The following is a 15742-nucleotide window of genomic DNA, read 5'->3' on the forward strand; positions in this document are numbered from 1 at the left end:
TACTTCTTCCAGATTGGCTGTGGCGCACACCCTGCGACGCAGCAACCCCTCATGCCTGATGACCATAGCGAGTCGGTCCCACCCCTTCCCATCCCGAACAGGACCGTGAAACGACTCCACGCCGATGATAGTGCGGATTGCCCGTGTGAAAGTAGGTAATCGTCAGGCTCCTTACCCCGTCAGAAACCCCACCCCCTACAGGGTGGGGTTTTTGCGTTTACGCGCCGATTTTGCGCGCTCCATCACTTTCCAGTCCGCAGCGCACCGGCGTAACCCGTCAGTTCCAGATAGGCGCGTCCTACATCCGCATTCTGTCGACTCACCCGCACTGCGCCTTCCCAATACACCGCGCCAGCCGACTGCCGTGAGTCGAGTTCCTGATCATCCATCAACGGATCGAGTCGCCACGTCTCGGAACCCGTTCTCACCGTCATCGAGACGGGATACAAAGCACTCGTGCGCGGTGAGCGCCATGTGCGACGCGGCGTGAATTCGACGTCGGCGGGGCCGAAGTTCGTGACCTGCCCGTCGGGCCTGCGAAGCGTCGCGTGGGCCCATAGTGCCTGTCCATCGCGGCTGCGAATCCTGAATGCCATCAGCGCCGAGCCGTCCGTCAGATTGGCGCCGAGCCAGTCCCATCCGACCGCATTGGGGTCGAGCAGCGTGCTCGACCATTCGTGATCCAGCCACGCCGCGCCCGACACCGCAGTATCGCGCGTCGAGTGGTTGCCTCCCGCGGCCGGGCGGACCACCGAGCCCGTCACGTGCAGTTGCGGTTCGCTGTAGTAATAGCTCGCCTGTTCGGGCCGCGGTCCTTTGCGCGAGTAGCCGCGCTCGCCCTGAAGCAGCGCGGGCTGCGTCGGCGTGAGTTTGAGATGTAGCGAGAATCCGCTCGCGTCGGCGGTGACGTCGTAATGGCCGTCCGCGCCGCGAATCATTTTCCATCCGTCGAGTTTGACGTCGGTGTTGGCGGCCTTCGCATAGGCCAGCTCGAATCCCTGGCGAGCGACGTGCTGATCGTGAACGAGGTGTCCGACGGCAGGATCGCTCAACGCGGCATGCGCGATGATCAGTTGCGAGGGAGCGAAGGCGCTGGGATCGGCGGCGTCGTGACCGGTCGCCGAACGGAAAAACGTGATTTGGAAGCCGAGCGGCTGCTTGTCGGGCGTCGTGAGCCAGCCCGTCGCGTACCACCATTCGGTGCGGAAAGCCGGATGGGCACCGCCGTCCTGCGGCAACGAGATAGGATGGTCCGGCGTGACTGTCGCGAAGGCGGCGGACGTCGACGTGGAGAAGTCGTTATTCGCCGCGAACGAGTGTGTCGCAGCGGCTATGCCAACGCAAAGCAGGCCCGGAAAAAGCAGGCGAGGGCGTCTCATCGATGACCCGCTGCGCCCGCGCGCAATTGCAATCGGAATCAGGGACTGCACTTCAAGCAGCCTTGCGCGCGCAGTCATCCTGAACCTGGTCACACCCATTCGCAGCGAAACGCTCGACCTCCGAACCATCCAAGTCGCGCATCGCCACAGCGAGGAGCAAACCTCGCCAATAGCGACGTGATCCGAGATCGACCGCATTCCCCGGGCATACCGCACAACTCGCATCACCAGTCCTCCTTCACCGCGCGCACCGCATCCACGGACACCGCGCCGCGCCCCGCGACCACCGCCGTCGAGCACGACAGCACCAGCATCACCAACGCGACTGTACCCAGCACGAACCACGGCACATGGAGCGACATGCTCCAGTGAAACGACTGCGGATTGACGACGAACACGAGAATCAGGCTGATCGCGAAACCCAGCGCGAAACCGAGCGCAATACCGCATGCGGTGAGCAGGCCACCCTCTGAAGCGAGAATCGAAAGAATTTGCGCGCGCGTCACGCCGACGTGGCGCAACATCCCGAACTCGCGGGCGCGCGCGAGCGTCTGCGCGGAAAACGTGGCGGCGACCCCGAACAATCCGATCACGATCGCCACCGCCTCGAGAAGATAAGTGACGGCAAAACTGCGATCGAAAATCACGAGCGTGCGCGCGCGAATCTCACCCGGTTGCGACAACTCGAGCGACGCGCCGAACGGCAACGCCTTCAATCCTGCGACGACGCGTTCGACACTCACGCCCGGCTCGACGGTCACGGCGACATCGGTTGCGCTCGACTCGCCGGTCAGCCGCCGGTAATCGGCGAGCCGCATCTGGATCGCGCCGCTTTGCCGCGCGTAATCGCGCCAGACGCCGGCCACGACGAACATCTGTCCATGCTCGCCAAGCGGCAACTGCAGTCGCTGACCCAGCTGATAGCCATACAGGTCGACCATTGCTTCGGAGACCCAAACAGGCACGTCACCGGCGTGAAATGCGGACGGCGGCAGCACCGCGCCGGTGATCTGCAGGTTCGCGCCGGGATCTGCCGCATCGATTTCGCGCGCGAGCAGCGCGACGTCCGGGCGCGCGGGATCGAGCGTCAGATGGCTGATGCGCGCAAACGCGGCGCGGCGGATGCCGGGCACCGCTGCAATGCGCGCCTGTTCGTCGGGCCGCAAACCGCCACTGTCGCCGCTGTTGCCGCCCGACGCCACGCGCACGTACAGATCGGCGGACAGCAGATGCGTGACCCAGTCGTCGACGGAGACACGGAAGCTCGCCACCATGATCGCCATCGCGACGATCAGCGCGAAGCTCGACAGCACGCCGCCCATCGCGATCGATGCCTGCCCCGGCGCATTCGCGAGACGCGCGATTGCGAGCGTGCCCGTCGCGCCCGCCCGGCGTCGCGTTGCGTGCATGCGGCTTGCCGCGCCGAATATCAGCGCGGTCACGCGCGGCATCAGTGCAATGCCGCCGACGAGCGATAACCCAACCGCCAGATAGCCGGCGATCGGCGCGTCGAACCACGGCGGCACGCGCGTCAACACGGCGGCCAGCAGCAAACAGCCGAGCGCGGGCCAGGGTGTCGCGAGCCGCGCCAACGCATTTTCCTCGGCGCCGGCTTTCAGTGCGGCGGCAGGCCGTGCGCGAGCCGCGTCGATGGCGGGCGCGACGCTGCCCAACACCGACACCGCGACCCCGAGCGCCAGAAACACCGCGCTCGCGAACGGCTCGAAGCTGACGCGCGGTTGCACGCCCGGAAAATAGCCGCCACCGAGATCGCTGCCGAAAAAGCGCAACGCACCGCTGGCCATCGCGTAGCCGAGCGCAAGTCCGCACAGCGAGCCGAGCAGCCCGAGCAACGCGCCTTCGAGCAGGATCTGCCGTAACAGCTGCGCGCGCGTGAGTCCGAGCACGCGCAGCATGGCGAATTGCGAGCGGCGTCGCACGACACCCAGCGCCTGCGTCGAAAACACGAGGAACGCGCCTGTGAACAACGCGACCAGTGCGAGCACGTTCATGTTGATCCGATAAGCACGCGACAGCCGATCGGTGCGGCTTTCGGTGTCGCTCGTCTCGGCGACCACCCACGCGTTGCCGAGCCGCTGCTGCAGATCGCGTTTGAAGCGTTGCCGATCGACGCCGCGTTCGAGTTGCACGTCGACGCGCGTTAGCTTGCCCACCTTGTCGAACTTCCACTGCGCGGCGGCGATGTCCATCGCCGCTAGCCGTTGACCCGGCCGGGTCCGCACGAGGCCTCCAGCGACACGCAGAGGCAAGTTCGCCGTACCACTGCGCAGTGTTATCAGGTCGCCGGTCTTGACGTTCAGCCATTGCTGCGCGGCCGGAGACAGAAATATCGCATCGGAGGCGAGCGAGTCGAACGGCTTCTCCTGCGAGGGCACGCCGATCAGATCAGGCGTGATCCGGCTCGCCTTGAACACGTCGATGCCGAGGACGGGCAGCGCACCGTAGTGTCCCGGTACCGCGACGTCGAGCGCGAGCACGGGACTCGCCAGCGCCACCGCCGGGTCGTTGGCGAGTCGCGGATAAAGGGACTCGTCGACGAAAGGCTGCGCGCCGCGCACCTGCAGGTCCGCTTCACCGGACAGGCTGCGCGCGGCTGCCGAGAATTCGTTGAACGCCGCGCTGTTGATCAATTGCACCGCATAGCCGAGCGCGACGCCGAGCGCGATCGTCGCGATGGCGACGAGTGCGCGCCCACGATGACTGCGCCATTCGGCTGCCAATAGCCAGCGCGCAAGCACGCGATATCCGGGCGTGCGCGGCAGTGGGCGAAGGTCAGCGGCCATCGTCGGTCGAACGGGCCGCGGCGTGCGCGGCGACGTTCGCGGTCTTATCGCGGGCGGCATGCAGGCCGCCGTCGCTGAGGATCAGCACCCGATCGGCCACGGCGGCCGCGGCCTCCGAATGCGTGACCATGATCGTCGCCGCGCCGGTTGCCTTGCTTTGCGCGCGGAACAGGGCGAGCACATCGTGCGCGGTGGTGGGGTCGAGGTTGCCGGTTGGCTCGTCGGCGAGAAGCAGTGTCGGACGATGCACGAGCGCACGCGCAATCGCGACGCGCTGCAGCTCACCGCCGGATAGCTGGCGCGGAAAGTCATCGCCGCGTCCGCCGAGGCCGACCTCCGCGAGCATGTCGAGCGCGGCCGCTATCGGCAGATCGTTCAGCAGCAGAGGCAGCGAAACGTTCTGTGCGAGCGTCAGATGCGGCAGCACATGAAACGCCTGAAAGACGAAGCCGAGCTTCTGGCGGCGCAGACGTGTCGCGGCGTTATCGTCGAGTTGCTCGACGGCGCGTCCGTCGATTAACACGCAGCCGCTATCGGCGCGGTCGAGTCCGGCGATCAGGTTGAGCAGCGTCGATTTGCCGACGCCCGAGTCGCCCATGATCGCGACGAACTCGCCTGCCGCAAGTGTGAAGTCGAGCTGATCGAGCACGATGCGGCCGGTGCCGTACCGCTTGCTGAGACCGCGGCATTCGAGTGCGGGTACGACGATGTCGTTACGAAGCGCCATGCGAAGATCCGGGAAAGAAACCGGGCGAGGGGAGCCGGTCGGGCGAAATGAGTGTGCCTCGCCGCGAGAATTTCCGCAGCAGGTAGCTTGGCACATCGCATTATCTGTAAGGAAATTGGAAGTTAGGCGTATCGGAAGCGCGCGGCTTCGGCGTTCGGTCATCGAAGCGATTGGCATGGTTGCCGCCGCGCTTGCGATTGGTTTTTAGAGCGCCGGCCCAAAAAATTTTTTATCTTCGGAAGGGCAAATTTTCGTTTCATTACCGACCGACCATGCGGGTCACAGAGCACTAGACAGCACGATCCGTTCCAGCCGAATCGACCCCATAAGAAGCGAACGCTTAAAAGTTGTCAAACTACGGGTAATTGCTAGCTTTTTCTGTCAAATTTGTGAGGTCGCCCGAGCCCTTTGTAACAATGTGCAAACGCACATTTCGATGCGATTTGCAAGCGCCCAAGTCGCAACAATGTATTGTGGTGCGGATTCTGCCGCTGTTGCGCTGCAAAAATATTCTTATCTTGGTAATCTCCCACCCTTGGTCAGTCGGCTGCGGGTAAACGTGTAGCAGGAAACCCCTTCGCACGTCAGTTTCAGCACACTCCAACTTACATTTCCATTTCAATGCCTGCTGTTTCGGGGGCGTTGATGCGGCGTTTTGTACTTCAAGTTTTGACAGAGCACATGCCATTGCCTCTCCTAAGTCTTCTCATCTGGATTCCCATCGTCGCCGGGTTCGTGGTCCTGCGCGCCGGGTCCGACGCGGCGCGTAATCGCACGCGCTGGCTCGCGCTGATCGGCGCGGTGGCGGGTTTCCTGCCGGTGATCCCGCTCGTGGCGAATTTCCGTAACGACGTGACCTCGATGCAGTTCGTCGAGAACGTCCGCTGGTCGCCGACGTTCGATATCGCATGGCATGTGGGGATCGACGGGATTTCGCTGTGGCTCGTCGCGCTGACCGCGCTGACGACGATCATCATCGTGATCGCGTCGTGGGAGTCGATCACGCAACGTACCGCACAGTACTTCGGCGCGTTCCTGATGCTGTCGGGCTTCATGCAGGGCGTGTTCACGTCGCTCGACGGCATGATGTTCTTCGTCGCGTTCGAGGCGACGCTGATTCCGCTGTATCTGCTGATCGGCACGTACGGTCACAAGAACCGCACGTACGCGGCGGTCAAGTTCTTCTTCGTGTCGTTCCTCGGCTCGCTGATGATGCTGATGTCGATGCTCTATCTGTATAGCCAGACGCACAGTTTCGACCTCGCCGTGTGGCGCGAAGCGCATCTCGACATGGTGCCGCAGGCGCTCATTTTCCTCGGCTTCCTCGCCGCATTCGGCGTGAAGGTACCGATGTGGCCGCTGCATACGTGGCTGCCCGACGTGCACCTCGACGGCCCGACCGGCGCCGCGGTGATGATCGGCATGCTGAAGATCGGCGGCTACGGTCTGCTGCGTTTCGCGTTGCCGATCGCGCCACAAGCGAGCCACTTCTTCGCGCCGATGATGATCACGCTGTCGCTCGTCGCGGTGATCTACTCGAGCCTGCTCGCGCTCGTGCAAACCGACATGCGCCGCCTGCTCGCGTATTCGACCGTCGCGCACATGGGCCTCGTCACGCTCGGCCTGTTCGTCTTCAACCGCTTCGGCCAGTCCGGCGCGATCGTGCAAATGATCTCGTACGGTGTAGTTTCCGGCGCGATGCTGTTGTGCACCGGCATGCTCTACGACCGCACGAAGAGCGCCTCGATCGCCGAATACGGCGGCGTCGCCAACACGATGCCGAACTTTGCCGCGTTCGTGATGCTGTTCTCGATGGCCAACATCGGTCTGCCGGGCACGTCGGGCTTCGTCGGCGAATTCATGGTGCTGATGGGCGCGATCCGCTTCAACTTCTGGATCGGTGCGATTGCCGCGACCACGCTGATTCTCAGCGCGGCCTACACGCTGTGGATGTACAAGCGGGTGATTTTCGGCGCGATCGCCAACGCGCGCGTCGCGAAACTAAAGGACCTCGGCAAGCGCGAATTCGTGCTGCTTGGTGCGATGGCGCTGCTCGTGCTCGCGATCGGTCTCGATCCGAAGCCGTTCACCGACGCGATCGATCCGTCGGTCGGCACGCTGCTCGCGCAATCGGAGCGCTCGGCGCTTCCTTCTGACGCCGCGCCGGGCGAAGGCAGTGAGCATCTGCAGGCAGCGGCGCCGGGACCGGCTCCCGTCGCCGCGCACACTCCGGGTTAAAAGAAAAGAGCGCAAGAGTCGTTGTCGCATCCGCGCGTCAGGATGCGGCGACGTTCTTGCGCTTTCGCGCGTCGCAACCAATCCCTTCGTTAATGAAGCCGCTGCCTGTCCAGCGATTTTTAGCGCCTATTTCAAGGGACTTTGCGATGCGTCAACTTTTCGATGCTTCGTTTTGAAGCATTGCAAACGACGCTGGTGAATAGGGTGTGCGGGGAAATGCGGCAACGTGTCGCACTGCGTCACGGCGCAATAGATCGTTGCGAAATCGAGTGTTTATCGGCATTCGATGCCCCCCTATTATGCGAGCGCTTATTAAGGAGAGCCGTCGAATGACGTTCGTTGAAGTCAAAAAAACGAGGCAGTGGATATGAAAGGACGGACGCTGAGAAGGCCGGCAAGTTTCATTTCCGCCAGCCTCATGTTGCTGCTCTCGGGTTGCAGCAACCTCGATATTCTGAATCCGAAAGGGAGTGTGGGGCTCGCGGAGCGTGATCTGATCGCGACTTCGACCTGGGCCATGCTGATCGTCGTGGTGCCGGTGATCGCGTTGACGCTCTGGTTTGCATGGCGTTATCGCGCGTCGAATAAAAACGCCGAATACAAACCGGGCTGGACCCATTCGACCGGTATCGAAATCGCCGTCTGGACGATTCCGACGCTGATCATTCTGTTCCTGGCCGTGTTGACGTGGAAGAGCACGCATGAGCTCGATCCGTATCGTCCGCTCGAGTCGCAGGTCAAGCCGATCAACGTCGAAGTCGTCGCGCTGGACTGGAAGTGGCTGTTCATTTATCCGGACCTCGGCATTGCATCGGTGAACCAGCTGGCGATTCCGGTCGGCACGCCGGTGAACTTCCGCATCACGTCGGACACGGTGATGAACTCGTTCTTCATCCCGCAGTTGGGCGGCCAGATCTACGCGATGGCGGGCATGCAAACGCGCCTGCACCTGATCGCCGATCACAGCGGCGACTACGCGGGTCTCGCGGCGAACTTCAGCGGCAAGGGCTTCTCGGACATGAAGTTCCGCACGCTCGCCACCTCGCCTGAAGACTTCAACGCGTGGGTTGCGAAGGTGCGCGCTTCGTCGGACCGCCTCGACATGGACCGCTACCACGCGGTGTCGGAGCCGAGCGAAAAGGACCCGGTGCGCTACTTCTCGACCGTCGATCCGAAGCTCTTCAACAACATCATTGCCCGATACAACAACGGCAACGTCATCGACAACATGAAGGACGCCAACTGTGCGCCTAAGGGGTAACGCATGTTCGGAAAACTAACGCTCGATGCGATTCCGTATCACGAGCCAATCATCGTCGTGGCCGGCGCCGGCATGGTGCTCGCAGCGCTGGCGGTGCTCGGCGGAATCACGTATTTCGGCAAATGGCGCTACCTGTGGAGCGAATGGCTGACGTCCGTCGATCATAAGAAGATCGGCGTGATGTACATCGTCGTTGCGTTCATCATGCTGCTGCGCGGCTTCGCCGACGCGATCATGATGCGTATGCAGCTGGCGCTGTCGTACCTGAGCCCAGGCTTCCTGCCGCCGCATCACTACGACCAGATCTTCACCGCGCACGGCGTCATCATGATTTTCTTCATGGCGATGACGTTCATGGTCGGCCTGATGAACCTCGTCGTGCCGCTGCAGATCGGTGCGCGCGACGTCGCGTTCCCGTTCATCAACTCGCTGAGCTTCTGGATGACGGCGGTCAGCGCGATTCTGATCAACATCTCGCTGGTGATCGGTGAATTCGGCCAGACCGGCTGGCTCGCTTATCCGCCGCTGTCCGAACTGCAGTTCAGCCCCGGTGTCGGCGTCGACTATTACCTGTGGAGCTTGCAGCTCTCCGGTATCGGCACGTTGCTGACCGGTGTGAACTTCTTCGTGACGATCGTGAAGATGCGCGCGCCTGGCATGTCGTTCATGAAGATGCCGGTGTTCACGTGGACCGCGCTGTGCACGAACGTGCTGATCATGGCGTCGTTCCCGATCCTGACCGTCACGCTCGCGCTGCTCGGTCTGGACCGTTACCTCGGCATGCACTTCTTCACGAACGAAGCCGGCGGCAACGCGATGCTGTACCTGAACCTGATCTGGGCCTGGGGTCACCCCGAGGTGTACATCCTAATCCTGCCGGCGTTCGGTATTTTCTCGGAAGTCGTCGCGACCTTCGCGAAGAAGCCGCTGTTCGGCTATAAGACGATGGTGTGGGCGACCTGCGCGATCATGGTGCTGTCGTTCCTCGTGTGGCTGCATCACTTCTTCACGATGGGTTCGGGCGCTGACGTCAATGCGTTCTTCGGCATTGCGACGATGGTGATTGCGATCCCGACCGGCGTCAAAGTGTTCAACTGGCTGTTCACGATCTACAAGGGCCGTCTGCAATTCACGACGCCGATCCTGTGGACCCTCGGCTTCATGGTCACCTTCACGATCGGCGGTATGACCGGCGTGATGATGGCAATTCCGGGCGCAGACTTCGTGCTGCACAACAGCCTGTTCCTGATCGCTCACTTCCATAACGTGATTATCGGTGGCGTGCTGTTCGGCTATCTGGCCGGCTTCAACTACTGGTTCCCGAAGGCGTTCGGCTTCAAGCTGAACGAGAAGATCGGCAAGGCCGCGTTCTGGTTCTGGCAAGTCGGCTTCTGGGTCGCGTTCACGCCGCTGTACGTGCTCGGCTTCATGGGCATGACGCGTCGTCTGAATCATTACGACAACCCGGCATGGCATCCGTGGCTGATCGCCGCCGCGTTCGGCGCGGTGCTGATCGCGATCGGTATCGCTTGCCAGTTGCTGCAGCTGTTCGTCAGCATCCGCGACCGCAATCTGCCGGAAAACCGCGACCTCACGGGCGATCCGTGGGACGGCCATACGCTGGAATGGGCGACGAGCTCGCCGCCGCCGGCTTATAACTTCGCGCACATCCCGACGGTTCGCTCGCTCGACGCGTTCACCGAAATGAAGTCGCGCAAGGGTGCCCAGAAGGTGCCGGTGTATCGCGACATTCACATGCCGTCGAATACGTCCGCGGGTCTGCTGGTGGGTCTGTTCTCGCTGGTGCTCGGTTTTGCAGGCGTGTGGCACATCTGGTGGCTTGCGATCGTCGGCTTCGTCGGCGCGATCGTCACCGTGATCGTCCACAGCTTCCAGGACAACGAGGGCTATTACATTCCGGCCGACACTGTCGCGCTGATTGAAGAGAAACGCAGCGGCGGTGCTGCCGTAGCCGGTGTTGGCGCAGGTGCTCGCGCCGATGCGCAGGTCGCGCTGGAGGTGGACTGATGTTACAGAAGACTATTGCGGTTGAACCGCAACTCGCGCCGGACCACGTGCCGTCGCACTCGGTGTTCGGTTTCTGGCTGTATCTGATGACCGACTGCATCATCTTCGCGGCGCTGTTCGCGGTGTTCGCGGTGATGAGCCACCAGTTCGCGGGCGGTCCGAGCGGCAAGGACCTGTTCGAGATCCCGGGCGTCGCGCTCGAAACGGCGATGCTGCTGCTCTCGAGTATCACGTACGGCTTCGCGATGCTCGGCGCGCACAAGAATCGCAAGGGCCAACTGCTCGGCTGGCTCGGCGTGACGTTCCTGCTGGGCCTCGCGTTTCTCGTGCTGGAAATGCGCGAGTTCTCGCATCTGATCGCCGAAGGCGCAGGTCCGAGCCGCAGCGCTTTCCTGTCGTCGTTCTTCACGCTGGTCGGCACGCACGGTCTGCACGTGACGTTCGGCCTGATCTGGATGGTGGTGCTGGCGCTGCAGGTGATGCGTCATCGCGACCTGACCGAACGCGACATGATCCGTCTGACGTGCCTGAGCCTTTTCTGGCACTTCCTCGACGTCGTGTGGATCGGCGTTTTCACCTTTGTCTATCTTGCGAGCGTGATCTAAATGGACCATAGTCATAGCGCCCATGGCGCACACTCGGAAGGCGGCCACGGCAGCTTCGGTAGCTATACGGCGGGCTTCGTGCTCTCCGTCATTCTGACCGTCGCGGCATTCGCGATCGTGATGACCGGCACGTTGACGGGCCAGAACGCGTTGCTCGCAATCGCCGGCCTCGCGTTCGTGCAGATCCTCGTGCATCTGGTGTTCTTCCTGCATATGAACACGTCGTCGTCGCAGCGCTGGAACGTGACGGCGTTTGCGTTCACCGTGCTGACTGCGGTGATCGTGGTTGGCGGCACGTTGTGGGTGATGCATAACGTCAGCATGAATATGATGTCGCGGTAAGCGGATAACGCTTTAGCGATAGGCTGAAAAAAGCCCCGCAAGATTTCGGTCTTGCGGGGCTTTTGTTTTGTGCGGCCGGTTTGTTCCTATTGAATCCGTGAGCCGTGCTTCTGCTGAATACGCCACGCCGATTCATTCGCCGCGTGCCCGAACATTTCCGTCGACCACGCCGAGGTGCAGTCGGGCGCGTATCTCGGCGGGGACGACATCGTGCGGTTCGAGGATACGAATGGGCGTGTGGCGAAGGTTTAAGGCGCTCGACCATTAGTCTCGGCGATGCGTTTCAAAGGCCACCGGTCGAAAGACCGGTGGCCTTTTTTCATGGCCGCACAGAGCGTCAGGCGGCAGTGCACAATAGCCTGAGGTACCTACCCAACCGCCGCCAAGGAGCCCGCATGAGCCAGCCCAAACCCATCGAATACGCCGACGCGCCGCCCGAAGTCAAAGCCGTCTTCGACGACATCAAGGCGACCCGCCAGGTCGACGACGTGAACAACTTCTGGAAATACATCGCGCAGCATCCACCGACACTCGCGCGTACATGGGACAGCCTGAAGGAAGTGATGGCGCCGGGCGCGCTCGATCCGCTCGTCAAGGAGCTGCTGTACGTGGCGGTCAGCGTGACGAACAACTGCGGCTATTGCGTCGCGAGCCACACGGCAGCGGCGCGCCGCGCCGGCATGACCGACGAGATGTTCGGCGAGCTATTGGCAATCGTCGGGATGGCTAATGAAACGAACCGGCTCGCGGTCGGTTATCGTGTGCCGATCGATCCGGCTTTCGAGTAAAGCGCATGAAACGCGCGATGCGGCCCAGTCGTACCGACCCGGGCCGCATGCATGATCGCGCCGTCCCACGCGACGGCGCGAGACCTCGTGCTTACAGCGGCACGATCTTGACCGGACCCGGATGGCAGACCGGGGTGTAGACCGGCTCGCAACCGTAATGGACCGGGTGGCAGGGGTTGTAGGAGGGCGGGCTGTAGTGCGGCGGGCTGCAAACCGGCGGCTTGTAGCACGAAGGTGGGTACTCGGGCGTGTAGCACGAGTGGCCGCCGCGCACGGACTGTGCATCGGCATGGTCGAGATCGTCGCAGCGCGACAGGTCGGCAAGGGTCAAGAGGGACATGATGTATCTCCGGCAACGTTGAGTGGGCATCGAGCGCGCGAATACTCTGCGCTCGGGTGTTCCCGTTGCACGCACCATGCCATGCGGCGCGATTCACCGTCCGTGCTGGCGCGAGCGCCGATCGACGGCCTCTCTACACCCGCAAACTGATCGCCGTCGGCCAACTTGCGACAGGCCGGTGTCGTTCAGCCGCCAACACGTAGGACACGTCGCACGATCAGCGTTCGACCCATGCCGCGAGCAAGGCCGGCAACTCGGCCATCTTCCTGAACACGTGCACCGCGCCCGCGCCATGCAATGCGGTCGCGCTGCTGTGGCCGAGGTGAGTGGGGCAATAGCCGAACACGGTCGCGCCGGCCGCGACGCCCGCGGTCGCGCCCGTCACCGTATCCTCGATCACCGCGCAGCGCGCCGGATCGACACCGAGTCCTGCGGCCGCGGCGAGGTAGACATCGGGAAACGGCTTGCTGCGCGGCATTTCGTGGCCGCTGAAGATGCGTCCGCCGAAGCAGTCGAGGATGCCCGCTTTCGCGAGCTGCAATTCGATCTTCACGCGATCCGCGCCCGATGCCACCGCAATGCGTCCGTTCAGCGTCTGCTGTAGCGCGCGCACCGCCTCAGGTGCGCCTTCGATGGCGCTCAGTTCGTTGTCGAGCGCCTCGTTGCGGCGCGCGCGGAAGTGCGTCAGCCACTCGGGCGTGATCGCAAAGCCGGTGCGCGCCTCGATCAGCGCGGCCTCGTCCTTGACCATCTTGCCGACGAAAATGCGCATCGTCTCTTCGACGCTCAAATGCCAGCCAAGCTCGCCGAGCATCTCGGTGAGCACGCGGTTCGTGATGGGTTCTGAGTCGACCAGCACACCGTCGCAGTCGAAGAGCACGGCGTCGAAAGGGAAATTGGCCATCGGGCAGGGTACAGATCAGGTTCGCGAAGCGAGAGAGCATACCGCATCGGACTCGCGCGTCGTCGGGTGCACGGCGAAGCGTTCGTCCGCGAATTTTTTCGCCGATCCAGCGACGGATTTTTCTCGCTGCCGCGTTCAAGTAGAAACGGAGCCGATCGAGGCTCCGACCTGTTCCGGCTTTGAAGGGAGAAACCGACATGAACACCAACCGCATGATCCGTCTGCTGGGTTCCACGTTCGCCGCCGCGCTGTGCTGCGCGGCCACGCTGACGGCCGTACCCGCATCCGCCGAAGTCATCATCGCGCCGCTGGCGCCGCCGCCGCCCCGCGTCGAAGTCGTCCCCGCGCAGCGAGACGGCTATGTGTGGGATCAAGGGCGCTGGCGCTGGGATCACGGCCGCTACGTGTGGGCGCCGGGCCACTGGCAGCCGGTGCGCGTCGGCTATCACTGGGTGCCAGGGCACTGGGCGCAACGCGGGCCGCATTGGCGCTGGATCGAAGGACATTGGGCCTGAGCGAGGTTCATGATGAAAACACTCGTGATGATTCTGCTGGCGGCCTCGCTCGCCGGCTGCGTGGTCTATCCGGCACGCCCAGCCGTTTATCGGCCAGCGGTCGTCGTATATTGATCGCGTACGTGATACCAGACCGGGTCGCGCCATAGCGGCGTAGCGGCATGGCGACAGAGCGGCACCAAACCATAACGACACCACGGCTTAAGGAGCGGCGGCAAGTGAACGAGGTAGATCCCGTGATGCGGTCTTCACGCGCGCGCGTGATGTCGCGACGGAGCCGTGCGCCTTGAGCGACGTGCCACCCGATCCGGACGCCGAGCTGATCGCGCGGGTGGGCCGCGAGGAGCCCGGTGCGGTTCGTTCGCTGGTCGCGCGCAAGCTGCCGCGCCTGCTCGCGCTCGCCACGCGCATGCTCGGCGATCGCATGGAGGCCGAGGACGTCGCGCAGGAGGTGTTCGTGCGAATCTGGAAACAGGCTGCGCGCTGGCGTGAAGGCGAAGCGAAGTTCGACACGTGGATGCATCGCGTCGCGCTCAATCTTTGTTATGACCGTCTGCGCGGCCAGCGCGAAGACCCGAGCGACGAGCCTCCCGATTCGATCGATCCCGCCGCGCTACCCGAGGCGCGGCTAGAAGCGCGCGCCGACGAGGCGCGCCTACGCGCGGCGCTGGCCGCGCTGCCGGCGCGACAGCGCGAAGCGCTCGTGCTGACCTACTACCAGGAAATGTCGAACCTCGACGCTGCCGCCTTGATGGGCGTCAGCGTCGATGCGCTGGAGAGTCTGCTGACCCGCGCGCGCCGCAATCTGCGCGCTCAACTGGCCGGCAGCGGCCTTAGCAAGGACAAGTCATGACGCCCGAAAGATTCCATCAGATCGTCGCAGCGTACGGCGCCGATGCGCGCCGCTGGCCGGAGCGCGAACGCGAAGCCGCGCAGGCGTGGGCGCGCGCGCATCGCAGCGAAGCCGACGCGGCGTTGCGCGACGCGGCCGGTCTCGACGCATGGCTCGCCGCCGATCAGCTCGAGCCGCCGAGCCTCGAATTGCAGCGCCGCATCATCGACGCCGCGCCGTCGCGGCGCCCGGCCGCGCGCTGGCGTCTGTGGTGGTCGGGCGCGGCGGTGGCCGGCGTCGGGCTGCTGGGCGGCGTGGCCGGCGCGTTCGCGGTGTCGTTCTTCGTACTCACCGAGAACACGCCGCTCGTGCATGAATCCTCTTATCTGACTTCGAGCTTCGGCGGTACCACCGCCGATTGGAGCGGCGAATGAAAGGGTGCTCGTGGAAATTTGCGCTGCTGGGCTCCGTGGTGCTCAACGTGTTCCTGCTCGGCGCGATTGCAGGCGGCGCCTATCAATGGTTCGCCGCGCACGGGGCGAATGTGCCGGCGGCGGCCCAGGACCAGCGCGCGCTGCGTTTCGCCGCCGAGCCTCTGTCGGCCGAACAGCGGCAGGCGTTTCTGGACGGCCTGAAGAACGCGCGTCGCGAGGGGCGGCAGTATGCGCGCGATGGACGTGACGGGCGTCGCGAGGTGCTGCGTCTGCTCGCCGCGCCGCAGTTCGATCGCGCGGCGCTCGATGCCGCGCTCGCGCGCACGCGCGCCGCCGACAGCAGCCTGCGCGCGATGGTCGAGGCGAGCGTCGCCGATTTCGCGGCGACGCTGACGCCCGAGGAGCGCGTCGAGTTCGCCGAAAGTCTGAAGTTGCGCGGGCAATGGCGCGAAGCGCAGCCGGCGCCGAACGCGAACAAGCCGGCGACGAATGGCGCATCGGGAGGATAAAAAAATGCGCTTGTTCGCGACGGGTTTCGGCGTGCC

15 protein-coding genes and 1 rRNA gene are annotated in these 15742 nt (G+C 63.6%); 11 read left to right on the forward strand and 5 right to left on the reverse strand.

Going from position 1 to position 15742, the window contains the following annotated elements:
- Nucleotides 1–54 precede the first annotated feature (54 nt).
- Nucleotides 55–168: ribosomal RNA gene (gene rrf, locus CI15_RS31110) — 5S ribosomal RNA — on the forward strand.
- A gap of 74 nt (nt 169–242) precedes the next feature.
- On the opposite strand, the gene CI15_RS31115 is transcribed toward rrf, so the two are convergent.
- From CI15_RS31115 to CI15_RS31125, 3 genes are all read right to left on the reverse strand, one after another.
- On the reverse strand, nt 243–1379 hold the full coding sequence (locus CI15_RS31115; protein ID WP_062138291.1) for a lipocalin-like domain-containing protein: 1137 nt from the start codon (nt 1377–1379) through the stop codon (nt 243–245).
- Between the two features lie 224 nt (nt 1380–1603).
- On the reverse strand, nt 1604–4183 hold the full coding sequence (locus CI15_RS31120) for an FtsX-like permease family protein (protein ID WP_062136338.1): 2580 nt from the start codon (nt 4181–4183) through the stop codon (nt 1604–1606).
- On the reverse strand, nt 4173–4910 hold the full coding sequence (locus CI15_RS31125; RefSeq protein ID WP_062136341.1) for an ABC transporter ATP-binding protein: 738 nt from the start codon (nt 4908–4910) through the stop codon (nt 4173–4175). Before CI15_RS31125 ends, CI15_RS31120 begins: the two co-directional genes overlap by 11 nt.
- 681 nt (nt 4911–5591) lie before the next feature.
- Here CI15_RS31125 and CI15_RS31130 point away from each other — a divergent pair.
- The 6 genes from CI15_RS31130 (at nt 5592) to CI15_RS31155 (ending at nt 12172) form a co-directional block, all read left to right on the forward strand.
- Nucleotides 5592–7148, forward strand: coding sequence for an NADH-quinone oxidoreductase subunit M (locus tag CI15_RS31130; protein ID WP_062136345.1), 1557 nt, complete (start codon nt 5592–5594; stop codon nt 7146–7148).
- 367 nt (nt 7149–7515) lie between these two features.
- Nucleotides 7516–8409 (forward strand): ubiquinol oxidase subunit II, encoded by an 894-nt coding sequence (gene cyoA / locus CI15_RS31135; protein WP_062136348.1) that lies wholly within the window; start codon nt 7516–7518, stop codon nt 8407–8409.
- 3 nt (nt 8410–8412) lie between these two features.
- A complete protein-coding gene (cyoB, locus tag CI15_RS31140; protein ID WP_062136350.1) occupies nt 8413–10437 on the forward strand; it encodes a cytochrome o ubiquinol oxidase subunit I in 2025 nt (674 codons plus the stop codon).
- A complete protein-coding gene (gene cyoC / locus CI15_RS31145) occupies nt 10437–11042 on the forward strand; it encodes a cytochrome o ubiquinol oxidase subunit III (protein ID WP_062136353.1) in 606 nt (201 codons plus the stop codon). The genes cyoB and cyoC overlap by 1 nt, the downstream gene beginning before the upstream one ends.
- A complete protein-coding gene (gene cyoD, locus CI15_RS31150) occupies nt 11043–11384 on the forward strand; it encodes a cytochrome o ubiquinol oxidase subunit IV (protein WP_062136356.1) in 342 nt (113 codons plus the stop codon).
- 395 nt (nt 11385–11779) lie between these two features.
- The gene (locus tag CI15_RS31155; protein WP_062136359.1) at nt 11780–12172 is read left to right on the forward strand and encodes a carboxymuconolactone decarboxylase family protein; all 393 of its coding nucleotides are present in this window, start codon (nt 11780–11782) and stop codon (nt 12170–12172) included.
- Between the two features lie 91 nt (nt 12173–12263).
- Here the strand turns inward: CI15_RS31155 and CI15_RS31160 are convergent, their stop codons facing one another.
- Together CI15_RS31160 and CI15_RS31165 are read right to left on the reverse strand one after the other, a co-directional pair.
- Nucleotides 12264–12512, reverse strand: coding sequence for a hypothetical protein (locus tag CI15_RS31160; RefSeq protein WP_062136362.1), 249 nt, complete (start codon nt 12510–12512; stop codon nt 12264–12266).
- A 217-nt stretch (nt 12513–12729) separates the two neighbouring features.
- Nucleotides 12730–13416 (reverse strand): HAD family hydrolase, encoded by a 687-nt coding sequence (locus CI15_RS31165; protein WP_062136366.1) that lies wholly within the window; start codon nt 13414–13416, stop codon nt 12730–12732.
- Between the two features lie 197 nt (nt 13417–13613).
- On the opposite strand from CI15_RS31165, the gene CI15_RS31170 reads away from it, so the two are divergent.
- The 4 genes from CI15_RS31170 to CI15_RS31185 all read left to right on the forward strand — a co-directional run bounded on the left by CI15_RS31170 (nt 13614) and on the right by CI15_RS31185 (nt 15706).
- Nucleotides 13614–13931, forward strand: coding sequence for a YXWGXW repeat-containing protein (locus tag CI15_RS31170; RefSeq protein WP_062136370.1), 318 nt, complete (start codon nt 13614–13616; stop codon nt 13929–13931).
- 286 nt (nt 13932–14217) lie between these two features.
- On the forward strand, nt 14218–14784 hold the full coding sequence (locus CI15_RS31175) for an RNA polymerase sigma factor (protein WP_062136371.1): 567 nt from the start codon (nt 14218–14220) through the stop codon (nt 14782–14784).
- Complete coding sequence (locus CI15_RS31180) at nt 14781–15197, forward strand: hypothetical protein (RefSeq protein ID WP_062136374.1); 417 nt, start codon at nt 14781–14783, stop codon at nt 15195–15197. Before CI15_RS31175 ends, CI15_RS31180 begins: the two co-directional genes overlap by 4 nt.
- Complete coding sequence (locus CI15_RS31185; protein ID WP_062136377.1) at nt 15194–15706, forward strand: periplasmic heavy metal sensor; 513 nt, start codon at nt 15194–15196, stop codon at nt 15704–15706. The genes CI15_RS31180 and CI15_RS31185 overlap by 4 nt, the downstream gene beginning before the upstream one ends.
- Nucleotides 15707–15742: the final 36 nt, after the last annotated feature.

The organism is Paraburkholderia monticola (genome assembly GCF_001580545.1).
Taxonomy (GTDB): Bacteria; Pseudomonadota; Gammaproteobacteria; order Burkholderiales; family Burkholderiaceae; genus Paraburkholderia; species Paraburkholderia monticola.